The organism is Microbacterium sp. VKM Ac-2870, assembly GCF_015350795.1.
Taxonomy (GTDB): domain Bacteria; phylum Actinomycetota; class Actinomycetes; order Actinomycetales; family Microbacteriaceae; genus Microbacterium.
This window is the reverse complement of the sequence record NZ_JADKSH010000002.1, coordinates 600,054-617,009: the sequence shown is the minus strand read 5'-3', so window position 1 is coordinate 617,009 and position 16,956 is coordinate 600,054. Positions and strand designations below refer to the sequence as shown.

Sequence of the window (16,956 nt, the reverse complement as noted above, 5' to 3'; positions counted from 1 at the left end):
GTCCCGTTCGCTGCGGAGGACGGCTGCTGGACAGCGATTCCGTCATATCCATCACATTTCTCTCTTCCGAGTTTCGAATCTTTGTTCTACACTGTAGGCATGGTGACCGACATCGATGCCGAGCCCGACCCGGGCTGGTGGGACGAGGCCGCCCTGTACGAACCGGCGCTTCTCCCCCGCGATCCGGTCGCCCAGGTGACCGATGTCGCGACATTGCTCGCCCTGCACACGGCGGAGCAGTACACCTGCGTCGCCGAGGCGCGACGGGACGCGATGCGGGCGGCCCCGGTGCGCGCGTGCACCGACGAAATGGTCGATCGCTCGCTGCGCCTTGAGCTGGCCGCGGCTCTGCGCATCACCGAGTACGCCGCAGGTGACCTCATGGTGCGCGCAACGGCGCTCGTCGAGCGTTACCCGGGCGCACTGGAGGCGTTGCGCTGCGCCCGCATCACCGATCAGCATGCTCGTTTTCTCATCGATGTCCTGGATGAAGCCGAGCCGACGGTCCGCTCTCGGCTCACCGACCGTGCGATCGAGCTCGCCGAGGAGCTTCCGGCCGGCGCGTTTCGTCGCCGTCTTCGCGACCTCGTCGCCGTGCTGAGCACCGAGACGGCGATAGAGACGCGCACGCGGGCGCTGGATCGGCGACACGTGCATGTCGAACAGGCCACGGAGGGAATGTCGCGACTGACGGCCTACCTTCCGTCGGTGGAGGCACACGCGATCTTCGACCGCCTGACGCGCATGACGGCGGTCATCACGGGGCGCCGGGCCCACGACCGCCGCGACACGACGGGTGCGAGCCACGACGTCGACGAGCGCACTCTCGATCAGGTACGCGCGGATGTGCTCTGCGATCTGCTGATCGACGGCCGCTGCGAGGGCCACGCCGCGGCGGTGCGTGGAATCCGACCGACCGTCGTGGTGACGGTGCCTGCGCTGTCCCTCCTCGCCGGCGAGACCGTCGACGAGCAGGGTGGGGCGGGCGCGACTGCATCGGCGACGGTGGAGGGCGTCGGACCCATTCCGATCGCGCAGGCGCGCCTGCTCAGCGGCGGCGCGAAGAGCTGGATGCGTGTGCTGACTCACCCCGAAACCGGAGTCGTGCTCTCCGTGGGGCGCGGCCGATACGAGCCTCCACCCGAGTTGCGTCGCCTGGTGCGGTGGCGAGCGGAGCGCTGCATGGCACCCGGCTGCACGATGCCGGCCTCACGCTGCGAGATCGATCACACCCTCGCCTGGCAGAACGGCGGGGCGACCTCGGCCGATAATCTCGCGCCACTGTGCACCGGCCATCACACGGTCAAGCACCACGGCGGGTGGAGCGTCGTCCAGGTTCCCGGAAGCGGCGGCGTCGTCGAGTGGACCTCACCCTACGGACGGCGGTACCTCGTGGAACCGGAGCGACGCATGCCGGTCTTCCAACCCGAAACTCCGGTTATCGACGACACCGTACCCGCGCCGTTCTGACGCGCGGTGCCGCAGCGCTTCGAACTCAGCCCGCGGCGAGGCGCGCCACGGCATCCGCCGCCGACACGAGCGTGCGCTCACCGGAGCGGCGATCCCACAGCTCCACCTCGCCGTCGGCCGCACCGCGACCGACGATGACGATCTGCGGCACACCGATCAGCTCGGCGTCGCCGAACTTGACGCCGGGAGACACCTTCGGGCGGTCGTCGTAGAGCACGTCGAGGCCAGCCGACTCGAGGTCGGCCGACAGCGTCTCCGCGAGTTCGAATGCCGCGGCATCCCGCCCCGTCGCAACCACCTGCACGTCGAACGGCGCGACGGACGCCGGCCAGATCAGGCCCTTGTCGTCGTTGTTGAGCTCGGCGATGATCGCGAGAATGCGGGTGACGCCGATGCCGTACGAGCCCATTGTCACTGTGACGAGCTTGCCGTTCTCGTCGAGGACCTTCAGCCCCAGCGCGTCGGCGTACTTGCGGCCGAGCTGGAACACGTGACCGATCTCCATGCCGCGAGCGAGCTCAACGGGCCCGGAACCGTCGGGAGCAGGGTCGCCCGCGCGCACCGTTGCGACCTCGACGAAGCCGTCGGCGGCGAAGTCGCGGCCGGCGACGAGCGAGTGCACATGTTTCTGGTCGATGTTGGCACCGGTGATCCAGCTGGTGCCCTCGACCACGCGGGGGTCGAGGAAGTAGCGGATGCCGGTGGCCGACCCTCCACCCAGGATTGCTCCCTCGGGCGACCACGGACCGATGTACCCCTTCACCAGCAGCGGGTGCTTCTCGAAATCGTCGGCGGTCGCAGGCTCGACCTCGGCGGGCGCGAAAGCCACTTCGACGCGTTTGTCGTCGATGTCGCGGTCACCGGGGACGCCGACGATCACCAGCTCGCGGGAGCCGTCGAGGTGGGTCAGGGCCAGGACCACGTTCTTGAGCGTCTGCGCGGCGGTGTACTCGCCGTCCAGGACCCCGTTCGCGTGGGCGACGAGCGTGTCGATGGTGGGCGTGTTGGGCGAGTCGAAGATCACGGGCGCGGGCAGACCGTCGAAGGGGATCGGTGCCGGCGCGAGCGTCTCGTACGCCTCGACGTTGGCTGCGTAGCCTCCCGCGGAACGCACGAAGGTGTCTTCGCCGATCGCGGTGGGGTGCAGGAACTCCTCGCTGCGCGAGCCGCCCATCGCCCCGGCATCCGCCTGGACGATGACGTACTCCAGGCCGAGACGCTGGAAGATGCGCTCGTAGGCGTCACGCTGAGCCATGTAGCTCGTGTCGAGCCCGGCGTCGGTGTAGTCGAACGAGTAGGCGTCCTTCATCGTGAACTCGCGCCCGCGCAGGAGCCCGGCGCGGGGTCGAGCCTCGTCGCGGTACTTGTCCTGGATCTGGTAGATCGTCAGCGGCAGATCTTTGTACGAACCGTAGAGGTCTTTCACGAGCAGTGTGAAGGCCTCTTCGTGGGTCGGAGCGAGCAGGTAGTCGGCGCCCTTGCGGTCCTTCAGGCGGAAGATGCCGTCGCCGTACTCCTCCCACCGACCCGTCGCCTGGTAGGGGTCGCGGGGCATGAGCGCGGGGAAATGCACTTCCTGCGCCCCCGCCGCGGACATCTCCTCGCGGATGATGGTCTCGATGCGCGCCTTCACCCGCAGTCCGAGCGGCAGCCAGGCGAAGATTCCCGGCGCCTGGCGGCGGATGTAGCCGGCGCGCACGAGCAGGCGGTGGCTCGTGACCTCGGCATCCGAGGGGTCTTCGCGAAGCGTGCGGAGGAAGAAGTTCGACAGACGGGTGACCACGAGCGTCAAGCCTAGTCCGCGGCGCGCCGCCGTCAGCGGCCCTCGATAGCGGGAGTCGAGTGACGGCGAGCACCGCCCTACACTGACCCCGTGCCGCACCGCCGCTCTCGCTTCGTCCCTCGTTCGCTGCGCGGCGAGCTGGCCGCGTCGCTCGCGGCTCTGCGCGACGAGCTCTCCTTGCCCGCCGCCTACCCCGCCGACGCGCTCCGCGAGGCCGAGGCGTCTGCGCGACACGTGCCGGTCGACCCCGTGGTCTCTGGCCTCGTCGACCTCCGCGCGATCGAGTTCCTCACGATCGACCCGGCGGGCTCCACCGACCTCGACCAGGCGGTCCACCTCGAACGCACCGCCACCGGCGGCATCCTGCACTACGCGATCGCGGATGTCCCCGCGTTCGTGACACCGGGCGGTGCCCTGGATGCCGAGACCCGCCGTCGCGGCCAGACGCTGTACGCGCCCGATGGCCGCATTCCTCTGCATCCCGAGGCGCTCAGCGAGGATGCCGCGTCGTTGCTGCCGGGAAGAGACCGCCGCGCCTACGTATGGCGGTTCGTGCTCGACGACGGAGCCCGACCGACCGAGACGTCGATCACCCGAGCGATCGTTCGTTCGCGACGCCAATGGTCGTACCCCGAGGCGCAGCACGCCATCGACGCCGGGACTGCCCCACCCACCCTCGCGGCCCTGCCGTGGTTCGGTGCCGCCCGCGCCGAGAGGGAGCGTGAACGCGGCGGCGCGAGTCTGAACCTGCCCGAGACGCGCATCATCAGCCGCGACGACGGCACCGATTACGCGCTGGAGCGCAGCTACGGGGTGCCGCTGGAGGATTGGAACGCCGACGTCTCGTTGCTGACAGGCATGGCCGCGGCGGACATCATGATCCGCGGCGGTGTGGGCATTCTGCGCACCATGCCGCCCGCGCGACCCGACGACCTCGAGGAGTTCCGCGCACAGACGGTCGCCCTCGGGATGCCGTGGCACACCGAAGTCGCCTACGGCGACTACCTGCGCACGCTCGACCGCTCCCCCGCCGCTCGCGCCGTGCGCGAATGTGCCGCTGGCCTCTTCCGGGGCGCCGGGTATGCCGCTTTCGACGGCGCCATCCCGGCACAGACCGCGCAGGCGGCGATCGGCGCTGCCTATGCGCACACGACGGCGCCGCTGCGGCGCCTCGTCGACCGATGGTCGCTCGTCATCTGCGAGGCTCTCGCCAACGGTCGCGAGGTTCCGTGGTGGGCCCGCGAATCGCTCGACGTGCTGCCGAAGATCATGTCGAGCAGCAGCGCCCGCGCCGGACAGCTCGAAGCCGGCTCCATCGATCGTGTCGAGGCGGCCGTGCTCACCGGTCATGTCGGCGAGGAGTACGACGCCGTGGTGGTGAGCAGGCGCGGTGACGGCGTGCGTATCCAGCTCAGCGAGCCGCCGGTGGAGTCGACCGTGAAGGGGCTGGACGCACGCCCTGGTTCGACCGTGCGGGTGCGGCTGGCAGCGGCATCCATCGTCAACGGCAGCGTCGGGTTCGCACCCGTTTAGACGAGATCCTCGGGCGAACACGCGCTCGGTATTCTCTCTGCGATATATTGCATATCGTGTCTTCCGACCTTGCGCCCGTAACGCGTGCACTCTTACGCGACGACGTGCACGCGCGGCTGCGCGACGCGATCGTCGACGGCACCCTCGCACCCGGCGAGCAACTCCGCGACGGCGAACTCGCCGAACGACTCGGCGTCAGCCGCACTCCGGTGCGTGAGGCGCTGCTGGAACTCGCCCGGGCGGGCCTGATCACCGCGACACCGGGCCGGTCCACGGTCGTCGCCCCGATCGACCCGACGGCCATCCGCGACGCGCAGTCCGTCGTGGGCGCGATGCACGCCCTCGCGATGCGGACCGCTGTGCCCCGGCTGACGACCGGTGACCTCGACGCGATGCGCGCCGCGAATGCGGCGTTCGCCGCGGCTCAACACAGCGGCGACGTCGACGCCGCACTCGCGGCCGACGAGCGGTTCCACCGTGTCGCCCTCGTCGCGTCCGGCAACGCCGCCGCGGTGGCCGTGATCGCACAATACGAACCGGTCTTGCGCCGCGTCGAGCGACGGCGATTCGCGTCGCGCGAGGGCGCGGCCTCCGCCGCCCGACACGACCAGCTCATCGTCCTCTGCGCCGCCGGCGATGCCGATGGCGCCGCTCGGCTCGCCGAGCAGACCTGGCAGAGCTTGGCCCTTCCCCCCGCACCGACAGACAACGGCCCGACAGAACAGGACCCCGCATGAAGCTGCACGAGTTCCCTCGCCACCCGCTCACGTTCGGCCCGAGCCCGCTGCAGCACCTCGAACGACTCAGCCGTCACCTGGGCGGCGCGCAGGTGTGGGCCAAACGCGAAGACGTCAACAGCGGGCTGGCCTTCGGCGGCAACAAGGTGCGCAAGCTCGAGTACATCGTTCCCGACATCCTCGCTTCCGGCGCCGACACCATCGTCTCCATCGGCGGGTACCAGTCCAACCACACGCGACAGGTCGCCGCGGTCGCCGCCCACCTGGGTCTGAAAGCTCGACTCGTCCAGGAGAAATGGGTTCCCTGGGGCGACCCCACCAACGATCAGGTCGGCAACATCCTGCTGTCTCGCATGATGGGGGCCGACTCCCGCCTGGATGACGCGGGCTTCGACATCGGCATCCGCGACTCGTGGAAGCAGGCCCTCGCCGAGGTCGAGGCTGCCGGCGGCACGCCGTACCCGATCCCGGCCGGCGCGAGCGAGCACCCACTGGGCGGGCTCGGCTTCGCCAACTGGGCGTTCGAGGTCGCCGAGCAGGAGAAGCAGCTCGGCGTGTTCTTCGACACGATCGTGGTCTGCACGGTGACCGGCTCCACCCACGCCGGCATGATCGCCGGCTTCGCCGCACTCGAAGAGCTGACGGGGGTGAAGCGCCGCGTTCTCGGGATCGACGCCTCGGCCACCCTCGAGAAGACCCGCGACCAGGTCGCGCGGATCGCCCGGCGCACGGCCGAACTCATCGAGCTCGGCCGTGACGTCCGCGACGACGAGATCCAGGTGCTCGAGGGCTGGGCGGGCGAGCTGTACGGCATCCCGGTCGACTCGACCATGGAGGCGATGGCGCTCGGCGCTCAGCTGGAGGCCATGATCACCGACCCCGTGTACGAGGGCAAGTCACTGGCCGGGCTCATCGATCTCGTGCGTTCGGGCGACATCCCCGCATCATCGACCGTGCTGTACGCCCACCTCGGCGGTCAGCCGGCGATCAACGCCTACCACGCGCTCTGGGATCCTGCTGGGGCCTGACGCGGACCGTCAGGCGGACGTCGACCCCTTCACGCGGGCAAGCGGGCCCACGCCCTCGCGCCGTTCGAAGACGAGGTGCGTCTCTGTCGTGCGCACGGCGTCGTGCACCGTGATGTGCTGGAGCACGATATCGCGCAGCGCCGCGGCATCCTCCACGGCGACGTGCACGAGGAAGTCATCCTCCCCCGCGACATGGAACGCCTCGATGACTCCCGGCGTCGCGACGATCGCGTCGAACAGTCGTCCCACTCCTTCGCGCGTGTGACGACCCAAGCGCACGCGGATGACCGCCTGCAGCGGAAGCCCCAGCGCGGCCGGGTCCACGAGCACACGCACACCGGAGAGCACCCCGCGGCTGCGCAGGGACCGCACGCGGTAGGCGCACGTCGACTCAGCGATGCCGAGGTCGGCGGAGAGCGCCTTGTTCGAGCGGGCCGGCGCGCGAACGAGCGCTGCCAGAACCCGCAGATCGAGGTCGTCCAGAGCGGATGCCGTTGATTGCGATTCCGCCAAGATCACACCGCCATTGCCAATCAAGATTGTGTCGGACGGAATGATCAGATCATCTCTTGGTGCATTACGCAATCACATCTAGATGAAGCTGTGGTTTCGTTCATACTCGGCGCATGGACCACCCCGACACGCTCGCCGTCCACGCCGGCCGCGCCGACTTCGCCGCCCTCGGCGTGCACACCCCGCCTCTCGACCTGTCTTCGACCTACCCCCTGCCAGATGTCGAGCTCGGAGGCGACTCCTACGAGGCGTTGGCGACCGGGGGTGTGCCGATCGACGGCGGCAGCCACGTGTACGCGCGGCTGTGGAACCCCACGGTGGCCCGCTTCGAAGAGGCGCTCGCCGCTCTCGAACACGCCGACGCCGCCGTCGCCTTCGCGTCGGGAATGGCCGCACTCACCGCGGCGGTGCTCTCGCACACCACATCGGTGGGAAAGCCGCACGTCGTCGCGGTTCGTCCGTTGTACGGCGGAAGCGATCACCTCTTGTCCACCGGCCTGCTCGGCACCGAGGTGAGCTTCTGCACTCCCTCGGAGGTCGGCGCGACGGTGCGCGCCAACACGGGTCTGGTCGTGGTGGAGACCCCCGCGAACCCGACGCTCGAGCTCGTCGACATCGCCGACGTCGTCGAGCAGGCGGGCGCGGTGCCCGTCCTCGTGGACAACACGTTCGCCACGCCGGTGCTGCAGCGCCCTCTCGACCACGGAGCCGCGCTGTCGCTGCACAGCGCCACGAAGTACCTGGGTGGCCACGGCGACGTCGTCGGCGGCGTCATCGCGTGCAGCCACGAGTCGGCCGCGGCGCTACGACGCGTGCGCGCGATCACCGGCGGCATCCTGCACCCGCTCGGCGCCTACCTGCTGCACCGCGGACTGCCGACGCTTCCGCTGCGGATGCGGGCGCAGCAGGAGTCCGCCGCCGCGATCGCCCGGCATCTCGTGGCGAACGACGCCGTCTCGGAGGTGTTCTACCCGGGGCTGCACGGCGACCCCGGCGGACTCCTGGCCCGCCAGCAGCACGGGACCGGCGCGATGGTGGCAATCCGCCTCCGCGGCGGCTACGAGGCGGCCGCTCGGGTCGCGGCATCCACTGGCCTGTTCACCCACGCGGTCTCGCTCGGCGGCGTCGACTCGCTCATCCAACATCCGGCGGCCCTCACGCACCGGCCCGTGGCTGCGGATGCGCGGCCCGACGCCGACATCCTGCGCCTGTCGATCGGGCTCGAACACGTCGACGACCTCATCGCCGATCTCGAGAACGCGTTGGCCACGACGACCGCGGCGCGCGCGAGGACGACGGCCTAACACTCGCCACGAAGTTGATCAAGGGAGTGCGAAAGCCGCCCGATCTGTAGCAGATTGGACACCATCCGACGCGAAGGATGGCTGAATGAGCGAGTTCACCGAACCGGCACCGTACACGGCGTCGATCCCGATCATCACCCAGGACCCGTTTCCCGATACGCCGGGCAGCCCGGCCCCGGAGTGGTTCAAGACGGCGGTGTTCTACGAAGTGCTGGTGCGCTCGTTCAAGGATTCCGACGGTGACGGGACCGGCGATTTCCGGGGTCTGATCGGAAAGCTCGACTACCTTCAATGGCTCGGCGTGGACTGCCTGTGGGTGCCGCCGTTCTTCCCCTCGCCGTTGCGCGACGGTGGATACGACGTCTCCGACTACACGGGAGTCCAGCCCGGGCTCGGCACGATCGCCGACTTCCAGGAGTTCCTTGACGCCGCCCACGAACGCGGCATCAAGGTGATCATCGACTTCGTCATGAATCACACCAGTGACGAGCATCCGTGGTTCCAGGCCAGTCGGAGCGATCCCACCGGGCCCTACGGCGACTTCTACGTGTGGAACGACAGCGACGACCTCTATGACGAGGCGCGGATCATCTTCGTCGACACCGAACCCAGCAACTGGACGTGGGATCCGGTGCGACAGCAGTACTTCTGGCACCGCTTCTTCTCGCATCAGCCCGACCTCAACTTCGACAACCCGCGCGTGCGCGAAGCGATGCTCGACGCCATGAGCTTCTGGCTCGACATGGGGCTCGACGGATTCCGGCTCGACGCCGTGCCGTACCTGTACGAGCGGGAGGGGACCAACGGCGAGAACCTCCCCGAGACGCACGAGTTCCTGCGAACCGTGCGCCGTTTCGTCGACGAGAACTACCCCGGGCGGGTTCTGCTCGCCGAAGCAAACCAGTGGCCGGCGGACGTCGTCGACTACTTCGGCGACCCGGACGTCGGCGGCGACGAGTGCCACATGTGCTTCCACTTCCCCGTCATGCCGCGCATCTTCATGGCCGTGCGCCGCGAGTCGCGCTACCCGATCAGCGAGATCCTCGCGCAGACGCCGACGATTCCCTCGGGATGCCAGTGGGGAATCTTCCTGCGCAACCACGACGAGCTGACCCTCGAGATGGTGACCGACGAGGACCGCGACTACATGTGGCACGAATACGCGCAGGACCCGCGGATGAAGGCCAACATCGGCATCCGCCGCCGCCTCGCACCCCTGCTGGACAACGACATCGACCGCATCGAACTGTTCACCGCCCTCCTGCTCTCGCTTCCCGGATCACCGGTGCTCTACTACGGCGACGAGATCGGTATGGGCGACAACATCTGGCTCGGCGACCGCGACGGCGTGCGCACCCCCATGCAGTGGACGAGCGATCGCAACGCGGGCTTCTCGTCGGCCACCCCGGGCAAGCTGAGCCTGCCGATCGTGCAGGACCCCGTCTACGGCTACCTCGCCGTCAACGTCGAGGCCCAGCAGGAGGACCGCTCGTCGCTGCTGCATTGGACGCGGCAGATGATCCAGGCGCGCAAGCGCCATCCCGCGTTCGGCCTCGGGAGCTTCAACGACCTCGGCGGCTCCAACCCCGCGGTGCTCTCCTACTCACGCGAGCACACCAACGACGACGGCACCGTCGACGTCATCCTCTGCGTCAACAACCTCTCGCAGTTCCCGCAGCCGGTCGAACTCGACCTGCGCCGGTTCGAGGGGCTCGTTCCCGTCGAGCTGATCGGCGGGGTGCCGTTCCCGCGTATCGGAGAACTGCCGTACCTGCTGACGCTGGGAGGCCACGCCTTCTTCTGGTTCCAGCTGCACACGCCGGCCGAGGAATCGGCGGAGAGGGGACTGCTGTGACCGACATCGACTACGCACTGCTGGAGGCCTATCTCGCCCGGACGCGCTGGTTCGGCGGCAAGGGGCGCCCCTTCCACGTCTCCGATGTGCGCGTGATCGCGCGGCTGCGCGACCGTCACCCCTTGCCCGACACCATCATGTGCGTGGTCACGGTGTCGTACGCCGACGGCGAAGACGGCGTCGAGCGCTACCAGGTGCCGTTGGCCGTGTACGACGAGATCGAGGAGCGCATCGGGCATGCGTACGTCGGACCGGTCACCTCCGGCGAGCGCACCCGACACCTCTACGACGCCCTGCACGACCGCGAGGCCATGCAGTGGTGGCTCGACGGTTTCATCGGGGCCGAAGCCAGCGGGCTGTCGGATCTTGCCGGGCTGCGCTTTCGGCGGGTCAGCGGCAGCCACGCCCTCGATCCCGAGCTGCGCTCTTCGCCGATGACCGGAGAGCAATCCAACTCATCGGTGCGCTACGACGACGTCGCCATCATGAAGGTGTTCCGCAAGATCAGCCCCGGGATCAATCCCGATATCGAGATCCACGAGGAGCTCACGCGCGCAGGCGCAGAACACGTCGCCGCCCTGTACGGCTGGGTGGAGACCGAGATCGACGGCGAGATCGTGCAGCTGGCCATGCTGCAGGATTTCCTGCGCACCGCCTCCGACGGCTTCGAACTCGCGCTCGGCAGCGTCCGCACCCTGCTCGCCGATCCGGAGCAGACGATCGACGGCTCCGGTGGCGACTTCGCGGGTGAGGCAGCACGGCTCGGAGAGGCGCTCGCCGACGTGCATGAAGCGCTGCGGCGGAGCTTTCCTTCCGAGCGCCGCGGGCCCGACAGCACCGCTGAGCTTGCGCGGGCGATGACCGAACGCCTCGACGCGGCGCTGCGCGTGGTGCCCGAGCTCGAACCGATCGCACCGCGCCTTCGCGCCGTGTACCGCGCAGTCGCCGCGGCCGACGGCCTGGACGTGCAGCGCATTCACGGCGACCTGCACCTCGGTCAGACGCTGCGTACCGCCCACGGCTGGCGGATCGTCGACTTCGAGGGAGAGCCCGGGCGCCCCTTCGCCGAGCGGGCCCTGCCCGACTCGCCCTGGCGCGACGTCGCGGGCATGCTCCGCTCCTTCGACTACGCGACCGGGGTGGTCGAGATGTCGCAGGTGTCGGTGAACGAGCAGGAACGCAGCGTGCGCTCCGAACAGGCCCGCCGATGGTCGGAGCGGGCCCGACGCAGCTTCCTCGACGCGTACGTCGCCGCTCGCGACGGTTCGATAGCCGGCTCCGCGGACGGCGACCGCAGCGTTCGGTTCACGCTGCTCAACGCGTACGTGGCCGACAAAGCGGTCTACGAAGCGGTGTACGAGAAGCGCAACCGCCCCGCATGGACGGCGATACCCCTGGCCGCACTCGCCGAGATCGCGCCGGACTGACCCGCACCGCCGGAGCGACGGCCCCCGAAGGCTCAGACCGTGACGACCTGCGCCGTTCCGAGCGGGGCGTCGGGGCCCATCTCGTCGGCGATGCGGTTGGCCTCTTCGATCAGGGTGGCCACGATCTCGGCCTCGGGCACCGTCTTGATGACTTCGCCCTTGACGAAGATCTGCCCCTTGCCGTTGCCGGACGCGACGCCGAGGTCGGCCTCACGCGCCTCACCGGGTCCGTTGACGACGCAGCCCATGACGGCGACCCGCAGCGGCACGGTCATGTCCTTGAGGCCTTCGGTGACGTCGTTGGCGAGCGTGTAGACGTCGACCTGCGCCCGCCCGCACGACGGGCACGACACGATCTCGAGTTTGCGCTCGCGCAGGTTCAGGGACTGCAGGATCTGGTGACCGACCTTCACCTCTTCGGCGGGCGGCGCCGACAGCGAGACGCGGATCGTGTCGCCGATTCCCTCGCCCAACAGGATGCCGAACGCGGTCGCGCTCTTGATCGTGCCCTGGAAGGACGGACCGGCCTCAGTGACGCCCAGGTGAAGGGGCCAGTCGCCACGCTCGGCGAGCAGGCGGTAGGCCTTGACCATCACGATCGGGTCATTGTGCTTGACCGAGATCTTGAAGTCGTGGAAGTCGTGCTCCTCGAACAGCGAGGCTTCCCACACCGCGCTCTCCACGAGCGCCTCGGGGGTCGCTTTGCCGTACTTCTCGAGCAGCCGTCGGTCGAGCGAGCCGGCGTTCACGCCGATGCGCAGCGACACCCCGGCGTCCTTGGCCGCCTTGGCGATATCGCCGACTTGGTCGTCGAACTTGCGGATATTGCCGGGGTTGACGCGCACCGCGCCGCAGCCGGCGTCGATCGCCTGGAACACGTACTTCGGCTGGAAGTGGATGTCGGCGATCACGGGGATCTGACTCTTCTTCGCGATGATGTGCAGCACGTCGGCGTCGTCCTGACTGGGAACGGCGACACGGACGATCTCGCACCCGGATGCCGTCAACTCGGCGATCTGCTGCAGCGTCGCGTTGATGTTCGTGGTGGGCGTCGTGGTCATCGACTGCACGCTCACCGGCGCATCACCGCCGACGAGCACCTTGCCGACCTTGATCTGACGACTCTTGCGACGCGGGGCGAGGACGTCAGGCACGCGCGGCATTCCGAGATTCACTGCTGGCACCGGACCAGCCTACGCCGCGTGCGCCGCGCGGGGGCTGTAGGTCAGCCCTGTTGCTGCGCGCGTGCGTTCTGCGCGCCCGCTACCTGGATCGGCTCCGGTCGTGAAGCGCGAGGCGTCCCACGCCGCACCGGGGAACGTCGACAGCGTCGTGATGTCGTATTTTCCGTCTCTTGTGTCCTCGCGCGAGTATCGGGGAACCACTGGCACATCCGCTCGACCCCTTGCGAAGCCGTCAGACGGTTGTCCCATTGCTTGCCGGGGTCGCCCTCCCACCAGCCTGTCCGATACCCCTCGCCGAAGAGTTCCTCGAGGTGCATCCGCTGGCCAAGGCTGTTGCAATCAGTGGTCAGGTTCCACCACACGGCGGTGGCGGCACTGCGATGCGGTACAGGGAATGCGGGCAGGCGGATCTGGCTGAGGTCGCGTGCGCGCCCCAGCCTGCAGACCGGCGAATCCAGCGGATAGGCCTGGACCTGCAGGTACGTCGTGTTGTCGGCCGTGGCCGTGCCGTCGATCGCCCATCGGCGATCGATGCCACCCAGGGTTCCGAAGGAAGGACCCGCCCAGCCTTCCAGGTCGTCGGGCGTCGCCCGGCACCGAGGACGGCGGCGGTGCCATCTGCGCCGAGAAGGGCGGGACGAGCGGGGCGAAGGCGCATACCTCGATCCTGGCGTTGCTGGCGAACATCGCACGACAGCGGCCATAGTTCGTTCTGCTATCGTGACCGCATGTTCGCGAACACCTCCTGGTGGCCCACCCGCTGAGGCGGTGTGTTCGCAAACCCACACAGACCGCCCCTCGAGGCGGTCTTTTCGTTCCCGGAACGAGTCCCGTCCGCCCGAGCTGAAGAAAGGCCCGGCGATGAACCCGAGCTCCTCCCTCCTGGACACCGTGCTGCGCTCCGCGCGTCCTTTTGCCCTGATCGCACGGGATCCGGGCGCCGTCGAACTGCTCGTCGGCGACGTCGTCGACGTGGAGCGACTCGCAGACATCCCTCTCGTCGATGCGAACGGTCGGGCGCGCGAGGTCTTGGCGCTCGTGCCCTACCGCCAGGTCGTCGAGCGAGGGTTCGCCTGCCACGACGACGGCGCGCCGCTGCGCTGCCTCGTCGTCCAGGAACATACGACGGTTCCCACCGCAGAGCTACTCTCCCAGCTGCCGGACGAGACGATCCCGCTGAAGGATGCCGGCTTCGACATCACCGACGAGGACTACGCCGCGATCGTCCGCACGGTCATCGCAGAGGAGATCGGCCGCGGAGAGGGCGCCAACTTCGTCATTCGCCGCGACTTCACGGCGTCGATCGCCGCCGATCCGCTCACCGCCGGTCTGACATGGTTCCGTGCACTGCTCGAACACGAACGCGGGGCCTACTGGACGTTTCTGGTCTCGACACCGGGCCACCTCGCGGTCGGCGCGAGCCCCGAAGCCCACGTCAGCGCTCAGGCCGATACCTCAGCCGCGCCCGGTGTCAGCACCGTCACGATGAACCCGATCTCCGGCACCTTCCGCCATCCCCGGGGCGGCGCCACCGTCGACACCCTCACTGATTTCTTGTCGTCGACGAAAGAGACGGAAGAGCTCTTCATGGTCGTCGACGAGGAGCTCAAGATGATGAGCGCGGTCTGCAGCGACGGCGGACGCATCACCGGACCCCATCTGAAAGAGATGTCGCGCCTCACACACACCGAGTACATGCTGCGCGGTGCGAGCACGATGGATCCGCGCGACATCCTCCGCGAGACCATGTTCGCGCCGACCGTGACCGGCTCGCCGATGCAGAACGCCTGCACGGTGATCCAGCGCCATGAACGCGCTCCCCGCGGCTACTACTCGGGCGTCGCAGCCCTGTTCACCCCGGCGCCCGGCGGCAGACACGATCTCGACGCGCCCATCCTCATCCGCACCGCCTATCTGGTGGACGGCACGCTGCGCGTCCCGGTGGGCGCGACCCTCGTGCGCCACTCCGATCCAGACGGCGAGGTGAGCGAGACCCACGGGAAAGCCGCGGGTGTGCTCGGCGCCATCGGAGCGGTGCCCCGCGACGTGCCGGCCGCGACGGTCGACGGCGACGCCCCCCGCCCCGAGCCGCGGCGTCTCGCCGACGTCCCCGCGATCGCTGCACTGCTGGAGGCGCGCAACGAGCGCCTCGCGCCGTTCTGGCTGACGCCGCAGCAGAGCGGGGCAGACGGGCCGTACGCAGGTCGCACCGCCGTCGTCGTCGACGCCGAAGACCGGTTCACCACCATGCTCGCCCACCAGCTGCGCCACCTCGGATTCGCGGTGGCGATCACTCCGTGGAGCCAGGTGAAGCGCGCCGATCTCGATGCCGCCGACCTGGTCGTCGCAGGTCCCGGCCCCGGTGATCCCCGGGACGGCGACAGCACGCGCATCCGCGCCATGCGGGATGTGGTGTCCGCACGCGTGGAGCAGGGGCTCCCCCTTCTCGCCGTGTGCCTGAGTCATCAGATCCTCGCCGATCGGCTCGGCATCGGTCTCGCCCCGCTGGCGTCACCGCATCAGGGCCTGCAGAAGACAGTGGATGTCTTCGGTATGCCGGCATCCATCGGCTTCTACAACACGTTCACGGCTCGCGTCGCACCGGGCACCGTCGAGGTCGGTGAGACGCGCATCTGCGCCGACCCGCAGTCCGGCGATGTCTATGCGCTGCAAGGGCCGCGGTACGCGTCGGTGCAGGGGCACCTCGAGTCGATCCTGTCGCGAGACGGACTGGTGACCCTCGAACGACTCGTCGCGCACGCCCTCGCCTGATCGCTGCGGCCCGGCGTATCGCAGGGTCAGCCGAAGATCTTCATCGGGTTGACGATGTCGGCGATGATCAGGATGCCGCCCATCACGATGAGGGCGATCACGACCACGAACGTGACCGGAACGAGGCGCGTCGCGTCGACCGGGGCCGGCCGAGGGCGGCGCCAGAGCTTCGCCCAGGCCCGCTTCAGACCATCCCAGAGAGCGACGACCACGTGGCCGCCGTCCAGCGGCAGCAGCGGGATGAGGTTGAAGACGAACAGGGCGAGGTTCAACGAGCCGAGCAGCCCGAGAATCGTCGCCACGCGGTTGAGGACCGGCGCGTCTGTGGCGGCGGCCTCTCCAGCGAGGCGACCGACCCCGACGACCGACAGCGGGCCGTTCGGATCACGCGGGGCTCCCGTCACGAGGTCAGAAGCGGTTTGATAGACCCGCGCGGGAAGCTGCCACATGATGCCGACGACCTGACCGGCCTGCTGCAGGGCAGCTTGGGGCCCGTCCCAGATCGGCTGACGGACGTAGTCCAGCGTCACCGTCATTCCGACGAAACCGACCTCGGCGGTGACCGCGGTGCCGTTGGGACCGGCCACCTGGCGCTCGGCGAGCGCCGGCGTCACTCGCAGCGTCTGCTCGGCGCCGCCGCGACGCACGACGATGTCGAGCGTCTCGTTCGGCGATGCCTGGATGATCGCGGACGCTTCCTCGAAGGTCGCCACCGCCGTGCCGCCCACCGATACGAGGACATCGCCGGGAAGGATGCCGCCCGCCGCCGCAGGCGACACCGGGTCGCTTGAGGTACAGGTGGTCTGCGTCGACCCGGCAGGCAGGACGCACTCGCTGACGGCGGCGACGGTCGTCGTCGCGGTCTGCACACCGATGCCGCTGAAGACGATCGCGAACAACACCATCGCCAGCAGCAGGTTCATGGTCGGGCCGCCGAGCATGATGACGATCCGCTTCCACATGGGCAGCGCGTAGAAGGTACCCGAGCGGTCATCGCCGACGATCGTCTCGTTGTTGGCGTCGCGGGCGTCCTGCACCATCGTCGCGAAGAAGCCTCCACCGGCACGACCCTCCGCGGCGGCGCGGCCGGCACGGGCGGGGGCGGGCGGGTACATGCCCGCCATCGAGATATAGCCGCCGAGCGGAAGAGCCTTGATCCCGTACTCCGTCTCGCCGAAGCGCCGCGACCACAGCGTTGGACCGAGACCGACCATGTATTGACCGACGCGCACCCCGAAGCGCTTTGCGGGCACGAGGTGGCCGATTTCGTGCAGGGCGATGGATGCCGCGAGTCCCACGACCAGCAGCACGACGCCGACGATGAAGGCGATGACGGTCACAAGCGAACAC

The 16,956-nt window shown here is 68.8% G+C and carries 12 protein-coding genes; 8 read left to right on the top strand and 4 right to left on the bottom strand.

The annotated features are described in order from the left end of the window. Positions 1 to 99 precede the first annotated feature (99 nt). The gene (locus ITJ43_RS06745; RefSeq protein ID WP_194583040.1) at positions 100 to 1,470 is read left to right on the top strand and encodes an HNH endonuclease signature motif containing protein; all 1,371 of its coding nucleotides are present in this window, start codon (positions 100 to 102) and stop codon (positions 1,468 to 1,470) included. A gap of 25 nt (positions 1,471 to 1,495) precedes the next feature. Here ITJ43_RS06745 and ITJ43_RS06740 read toward each other — a convergent pair whose 3' ends face one another. Next, positions 1,496 to 3,253 (bottom strand): proline--tRNA ligase, encoded by a 1,758-nt coding sequence (locus ITJ43_RS06740; protein ID WP_194583039.1) that lies wholly within the window; start codon positions 3,251 to 3,253, stop codon positions 1,496 to 1,498. A gap of 90 nt (positions 3,254 to 3,343) precedes the next feature. On the opposite strand from ITJ43_RS06740, the gene ITJ43_RS06735 reads away from it, so the two are divergent. The 3 genes from ITJ43_RS06735 to ITJ43_RS06725 are packed head-to-tail and all read left to right on the top strand — an operon-like array spanning position 3,344 to position 6,551. Further along, positions 3,344 to 4,786 (top strand): RNB domain-containing ribonuclease, encoded by a 1,443-nt coding sequence (locus ITJ43_RS06735; protein WP_194583038.1) that lies wholly within the window; start codon positions 3,344 to 3,346, stop codon positions 4,784 to 4,786. Between the two features lie 47 nt (positions 4,787 to 4,833). Further along, the gene (locus ITJ43_RS06730) at positions 4,834 to 5,523 is read left to right on the top strand and encodes a GntR family transcriptional regulator (RefSeq protein WP_194583037.1); all 690 of its coding nucleotides are present in this window, start codon (positions 4,834 to 4,836) and stop codon (positions 5,521 to 5,523) included. Continuing rightward, positions 5,520 to 6,551: a 1-aminocyclopropane-1-carboxylate deaminase gene (locus ITJ43_RS06725; protein ID WP_194583036.1), complete on the top strand. Its 1,032-nt coding sequence runs from the start codon at positions 5,520 to 5,522 to the stop codon at positions 6,549 to 6,551. The genes ITJ43_RS06730 and ITJ43_RS06725 overlap by 4 nt, the downstream gene beginning before the upstream one ends. 9 nt (positions 6,552 to 6,560) lie before the next feature. On the opposite strand, the gene ITJ43_RS06720 is transcribed toward ITJ43_RS06725, so the two are convergent. Continuing rightward, the gene (locus ITJ43_RS06720; RefSeq protein ID WP_323741149.1) at positions 6,561 to 7,070 is read right to left on the bottom strand and encodes an Lrp/AsnC family transcriptional regulator; all 510 of its coding nucleotides are present in this window, start codon (positions 7,068 to 7,070) and stop codon (positions 6,561 to 6,563) included. Positions 7,071 to 7,177: 107 nt separating this feature from the next. On the opposite strand from ITJ43_RS06720, the gene ITJ43_RS06715 reads away from it, so the two are divergent. The 3 genes from ITJ43_RS06715 (at position 7,178) to ITJ43_RS06705 (ending at position 11,650) form a co-directional block, all read left to right on the top strand. Then, the gene (locus ITJ43_RS06715) at positions 7,178 to 8,368 is read left to right on the top strand and encodes a trans-sulfuration enzyme family protein (protein WP_194583035.1); all 1,191 of its coding nucleotides are present in this window, start codon (positions 7,178 to 7,180) and stop codon (positions 8,366 to 8,368) included. Between the two features lie 85 nt (positions 8,369 to 8,453). After that, the gene (gene treS, locus ITJ43_RS06710; protein WP_194583034.1) at positions 8,454 to 10,223 is read left to right on the top strand and encodes a maltose alpha-D-glucosyltransferase; all 1,770 of its coding nucleotides are present in this window, start codon (positions 8,454 to 8,456) and stop codon (positions 10,221 to 10,223) included. Next, on the top strand, positions 10,220 to 11,650 hold the full coding sequence (locus ITJ43_RS06705; protein ID WP_194583033.1) for a maltokinase N-terminal cap-like domain-containing protein: 1,431 nt from the start codon (positions 10,220 to 10,222) through the stop codon (positions 11,648 to 11,650). Before treS ends, ITJ43_RS06705 begins: the two co-directional genes overlap by 4 nt. Positions 11,651 to 11,682: 32 nt before the next feature. Here the strand turns inward: ITJ43_RS06705 and ispG are convergent, their stop codons facing one another. Beyond that, a complete protein-coding gene (gene ispG, locus ITJ43_RS06700; RefSeq protein WP_194583208.1) occupies positions 11,683 to 12,813 on the bottom strand; it encodes a flavodoxin-dependent (E)-4-hydroxy-3-methylbut-2-enyl-diphosphate synthase in 1,131 nt (376 codons plus the stop codon). An 882-nt stretch (positions 12,814 to 13,695) separates the two neighbouring features. Here ispG and ITJ43_RS06695 point away from each other — a divergent pair. After that, positions 13,696 to 15,606: a chorismate-binding protein gene (locus ITJ43_RS06695; RefSeq protein ID WP_194583032.1), complete on the top strand. Its 1,911-nt coding sequence runs from the start codon at positions 13,696 to 13,698 to the stop codon at positions 15,604 to 15,606. A 26-nt stretch (positions 15,607 to 15,632) separates the two neighbouring features. On the opposite strand, the gene ITJ43_RS06690 is transcribed toward ITJ43_RS06695, so the two are convergent. After that, complete coding sequence (locus ITJ43_RS06690) at positions 15,633 to 16,946, bottom strand: M50 family metallopeptidase (protein ID WP_194583031.1); 1,314 nt, start codon at positions 16,944 to 16,946, stop codon at positions 15,633 to 15,635. Between the last annotated feature and the right edge of the window lie 10 nt (positions 16,947 to 16,956).

Excerpts from the sequence above, each read along its gene's own strand:
- ITJ43_RS06745 (WP_194583040.1), top strand. The coding sequence starts at position 100 with ATGGTGACCGACATCGATGCCGAGCCCGACCCGGGCTGGTGGGACGAG.
- ITJ43_RS06725 (WP_194583036.1), top strand. The coding sequence starts at position 5,520 with ATGAAGCTGCACGAGTTCCCTCGCCACCCGCTCACGTTCGGCCCGAGC.
- ITJ43_RS06715 (WP_194583035.1), top strand. The coding sequence starts at position 7,178 with ATGGACCACCCCGACACGCTCGCCGTCCACGCCGGCCGCGCCGACTTC.
- ITJ43_RS06695 (WP_194583032.1), top strand. The coding sequence starts at position 13,696 with ATGAACCCGAGCTCCTCCCTCCTGGACACCGTGCTGCGCTCCGCGCGT.
- treS (WP_194583034.1), top strand. The coding sequence starts at position 8,454 with ATGAGCGAGTTCACCGAACCGGCACCGTACACGGCGTCGATCCCGATC.
- ispG (WP_194583208.1), bottom strand. The coding sequence starts at position 12,813 with ATGCCGCGCGTGCCTGACGTCCTCGCCCCGCGTCGCAAGAGTCGTCAG.